The sequence below is a fragment of the Rhizobacter sp. P2_H2 genome, from assembly GCF_056403375.1.
The window spans coordinates 1-4,912 of record NZ_JBFUFP010000364.1 but is presented as its reverse complement, the minus strand read 5'-3'; the positions used below and the strand labels follow the sequence as shown (position 1 = coordinate 4,912).

The following is a 4,912-nucleotide window of genomic DNA, read 5'->3' as shown; positions in this document are numbered from 1 at the left end:
CGTACCGCCGGCTCGCGCGCTCGACCGCGGCGCCGATCAACATCCAGTGGGGCACCGACAACCGCACGGTGGGCATCCGCTCGCCGGTGGCGACGCCGGCGGCGCGGCGCGTCGAGAACCGCGTGATCGGCGCCGACGCGAACCCGTACGTGGCGCTCGCCGCCACGCTCGCCTGCGGCTACCTCGGCATCAAGAACAGGATCGAGCCGGCCGCCGAGTGCAAAGGCGACGCCTACCTGTCGGAGTACCAGCTGCCGCGCTCGCTGAGCGAGGCGCTGGGCTGGCTCGCCGACGAGAAGGACCTGCACGACGTGCTGGGCAAGCCGTTCATCACCGTCTACTCCGAGATCAAGGAGATCGAGCACGACGAGTTCATGAAGGTGATCTCGCCGTGGGAGCGCGAGCATCTCCTGCTGCATGTGTGAACAAGATCCGGAGACTTTGCGATGACTGAAACCAAGCGCAATACGAAAGACTGGCAGGCCGCCRACGCGGCGCACTACCTACATCCCTTCACCGACTTCAAGTCGCTCGCGGCCAAGGGCTCGCGCATCATCACCAAGGCCGACAACATCTACCTGTGGGACAGCGAGGGCAACAAGATCCTCGACGCGATGTCCGGCCTGTGGTGCGTCAACGTCGGCTACGGCCGCCAGGAGCTGATCGACGCGGCGACCGCGCAGCTGAAGCAGCTGCCGTTCTACAACTCGTTCTTCCAGACCGCGACGCCGCCGGCGATAGAGCTGGCCGAGCTGCTGGCGCAGGTGACGCCGCCGCAGTTCAAGCATGTGTTCTTCAGCGGCTCCGGCTCCGAGGGCAACGACACCGTCGTGCGCATGGTGCGGCGCTACTGGGACGTGCTCGGCCAGCCGGAGCGCACGGTGATCATCAGCCGCCACAACGCGTACCACGGCTCGACGATGGCCGGCGCCTCGCTCGGCGGCATGAGCGGCATGCACGCGCAGGGCGGGCTGCCGATCCCGGGCATCACCCACATCGAGCAGCCGTTCTGGTTCGAGAACGGCCAGGGCATGAACCGCGAGGAGTTCGGCATCCGCGCAGCCGACTGGCTGGAGTCGAAGATCCTCGAGGTCGGCGCCGACAAGGTGGCCGCCTTCATCGGCGAGCCGGTGCAAGGCGCCGGCGGCGTGATCGTGCCGCCCTCGAGCTACTGGCCGGCGATCCAGCGCATCTGCGACAAGCACGGCATCCTGGTGGTGTCCGACGAGGTCATCACCGGGTTCGGGCGCACCGGCCGCTGGTTCGGCTGCGAGACGATGGGCTTCAAGCCCGACCTGATGACCTTCGCGAAGGGCGTGACCTCGGGCTACATCCCGCTCGGCGGCGTGATGGTCGGCGATCGCATCGCGAAGGTGCTGATCGAGCAAGGCGGCGAGTTCAACCACGGCTACACCTACTCCGGGCACCCGGTGGCGTGCGCGGTGGCGCTGGCCAACATCCGGCTGATCCAGCGCGAGGGGCTGGTCGACCGCGTGCGCACCGAGCTCGGGCCGCATCTCGCGGCGCGCTTCGCCGAGCTCGGCGAGCATCCGCTGGTCGGCGAGGCGCAGACCTGCGGAATGATGGGTGCGCTGCAGCTGGTGAAGGACAAGTCGGCCAACCGCGTGTTCGACAGCGCGCTCGAAGTCGGCATGGTGTGCCGCGGCCACTGCTTCGGCAACGGGCTGATCATGCGCGCGGTCGGCGACCGCATGATCGTCGCACCGCCGCTCGTGATGACGATCGCGCAGGTCGACGAGATGGTCGCGCTGATCCGCAAGTGCCTCGACCTCACCCTCGCCGACGTCAGGCAGCGCGGCTGGCTCTGATCTTGCGTTCGACGATTCAGGTTCGGATTTCTCTCAACACGAAGGACATGACCATGAAGCAGGTGTTCGGTGCATTGGGATGTGCGGTGGCTGCAATGCTGTGGGGCACGGCGGCCGTTGCGCAGGAGGAAGACAAGGTCATCAACATCTACAACTGGTCCGACTACATCGCCGAGGACACGCTGGCCAACTTCGAGAAGGAGACCGGCATCAAGGTGCGCTACGACAACTTCGACAACAACGAGATCGTCCATGCGAAGCTGGTGGCCGGCAAGAGCGGCTACGACGTGGTCGTGCCGTCGTCGTACTGGGCCAAGCTGCAGGCCGACGGCGGGCTGCTGCGCAAGCTCGACAAGAGCAAGCTGCCGAACCTGAAGAACATGGACCCGCAGACCCAGGCGACGCTCGCCAAGCTGGACCCGGGCAACGACTACATGGTGGACTGGCTGTGGGGCTACACCACGGTGGGCATCAACGTCGACAAGGTGAAGGCCGCGCTCGGCAGCCTGCCGATGCCCGACAACGCCTGGGACCTGGTGTTCAAGCCGGAGTACATCAGCAAGCTGAAGTCGTGCGGCGTGTCCTTCCTCGATTCGCCGACCGACATCGTGYCGGCCGCGATGCACTATCTCGGCAAGCCGGCGTTCTCGCGCAACGCCGGCGACTACCAGGCGGTGCCGGACCTGCTGAAGAAGATCCGTTCGTCGGTGACCTTGTTCAGCTCGTCGGGCTACATCAACGACATGGCCAACGGCTCGATCTGCGTGGCGCTCGGCTGGTCGGGCGACATCAACATCGCCCGCCAACGCGCGATCGACAGCAAGACCGGCCAGAAGATCGAGGCGCTGATCCCGAAGACCGGCGGCGTGCTGTTCTTCGACACGATGGTGATCCCCGCCGATGCGCCGCACCCGGACAACGCGCACAAGTTCATCAACTACATCATGAAGCCCGAGGTGCATGCGTCGCTGACGAACAAGGTGTTCTACGCGAACCCGAACAAGGAATCGCGCAAGTTCATCAAGCCCGAGGTGGCGAGCAACCCGACGGTGTTCCCGGGCGATGCCGACATGCAGAAGATGGCGCTGCCTGATGCGGTGACCAACGACATCCGGCGCACGATGACGCGCATCTACACCTCGTTCAAGACCGGCGTCTGAGCGAGGCTGCGATGACCAGCACACCGCAAGCCGGTTTCCTGCGCATCGAGGACGTGGTGAAGGATTTCGGCGGCGGTGCCGTCGCGGTCAACCACGTCAGCGTCGACATCGCGAAGGGCGAGATCTTTGCGCTGCTCGGTTCGTCGGGCTGCGGCAAGACAACGCTGCTGCGCATGCTGGCGGGCTTCGAGACGCCGACCTCGGGCCGCATCGTGCTCGACGGCAAGGATCTCGCCGGCCTGCCGCCGTATGCGCGGCCGTTGAACATGATGTTCCAGTCGTACGCGCTGTTCCCGCACCTGACGGTGTGGGACAACATCGCGTTCGGGTTGCGGCGCGACCGGCTGCCGAAGGGCGAGATCGCCGAGCGGGTCGACGCGATGCTGAAGCTGGTGCAGCTCACCAAGTACGGCAAGCGCAAGCCGCACCAGCTGTYGGGCGGCCAGCAGCAGCGGGTGGCGCTGGCGCGCAGCCTGGCGAAGAAGCCGCAGCTGTTGCTGCTGGACGAGCCGCTGGGGGCGCTCGACAAGAAGCTGCGCGAGGAGACGCAGATCGAGCTGGTGAACATCATCGAGGAGGTCGGCGTGACCTGCGTGATGGTGACGCACGACCAGGAAGAGGCGATGACGATGGCCTCGCGCATCGCGGTGATGAGCGAGGGGCGCTTCCTGCAGGTCGGTCCGCCGGCCGACATCTACGAGACGCCGGCGACGCGCTTCGTGGCCGACTTCATCGGCAACGTGAACCTGATGGACGGTGCGGTCACCGAGGACCAGCCGGACCACGTGGTGATCACCTGCCCCGATTGCACGCACTACGTGGGCCACGGCATCACCGGCACCGAGGGCATGGAGGTGACGGTGGCGCTGCGGCCCGAGAAGATCCAGCTCTCGCGCCAGGCACCCGACGGCGAGCACGGGCCGCACAACCGAGCCCGCGGCAAGGTCAAGAACCTCGCGTACTTCGGCAGTTTCACGGTGTTCCACATCCAGCTGCCCAGCGGCGCGATGCTGAAGGTCAGCCAGAACAACGCCGAGCGGCATCGCGACGACGTGCTCACCTGGGACGACGAAGTCTGGGCGCATTGGTCGCCTTCGGCTCACGTGGTGCTGACGCAATGAGAGCGCCGAGCTGGTGGAGAGGGAGAAGCGCCGTCATCGGCATTCCGTATCTGTGGCTGCTGGTGTTCTTCCTGGCGCCCTTCCTGATCGTGCTGAAGTACAGCGTGTCGGAAATGGGCGCCGTGACGCCGAACGACATCACGAGCGTCGCCGATGGCGCACTGAAGATCACGCTGAAGTTCGGCAACTACGTCTTCATGACCGGCGACGCGCTGTACTTCAAGGCATACGTGTCGAGCCTGAAGTTCGCGGCCATCACCACCCTGCTCTGCCTGGCGATCGGCTACCCCTTCGCCTATTTCATGGCCCGGGCGAAGCAGTCGCTGCAGCCGGCGCTGCTGATGCTGGTGATGCTGCCGTTCTGGACGTCCTTCCTGCTGCGCGTCTATGCCTGGAAAGGCCTGCTCGAGGAAGGCGGTTGGGTGCATCGCATCGTCGTCGGGCTCGGCCTGGACCAGTTGCTGGTGCGCGCCGACATGATCGACGTGCCCGGCAAGCTGATGAACACGCCCTTCTCGCTCGTGATCGGCATGACCTACACCTACCTGCCGTTCATGATCCTGCCGCTGTACGCCAACCTCGCGAAGATGGACCTGCGCCTGCTCGAGGCCGCCGCCGACCTCGGCGCGACACCCTGGCAGGGGTTCTGGCGCATCACCGTGCCGCTGTCCAAGGCCGGCATCATCGCCGGCTCGATGCTGGTGTTCATCCCCTGCGTCGGCGAGTTCGTCACCCCCGAGCTGCTCGGCGGACCGCAGACGCTGATGATCGGCCGCGTGCTGTGGGACGAGTTCTTCAGCAA

General features: G+C 65.7%; 4 protein-coding genes and 1 pseudogene. All 5 read left to right on the top strand.

Features of this window, described 5'->3' with window-relative positions; translation table 11 throughout:
* A pseudogene (locus AC1D15_RS18035) lies at positions 1–425 on the top strand (glutamine synthetase); the annotation flags it as partial.
* A gap of 21 nt (positions 426–446) precedes the next feature.
* On the top strand, positions 447–1,829 hold the full coding sequence (locus tag AC1D15_RS18030; protein ID WP_477827063.1) for an aspartate aminotransferase family protein: 1,383 nt from the start codon (positions 447–449) through the stop codon (positions 1,827–1,829).
* Between the two features lie 47 nt (positions 1,830–1,876).
* Complete coding sequence (locus AC1D15_RS18025; protein WP_477827062.1) at positions 1,877–2,989, top strand: polyamine ABC transporter substrate-binding protein; 1,113 nt, start codon at positions 1,877–1,879, stop codon at positions 2,987–2,989.
* Between the two features lie 11 nt (positions 2,990–3,000).
* On the top strand, positions 3,001–4,110 hold the full coding sequence (locus AC1D15_RS18020; protein ID WP_477827061.1) for an ABC transporter ATP-binding protein: 1,110 nt from the start codon (positions 3,001–3,003) through the stop codon (positions 4,108–4,110).
* Positions 4,107–4,912: ABC transporter permease (locus AC1D15_RS18015; protein ID WP_477827060.1), on the top strand; the 806-nt coding region annotated here is incomplete at its 3' end. The genes AC1D15_RS18020 and AC1D15_RS18015, both read left to right, overlap by 4 nt.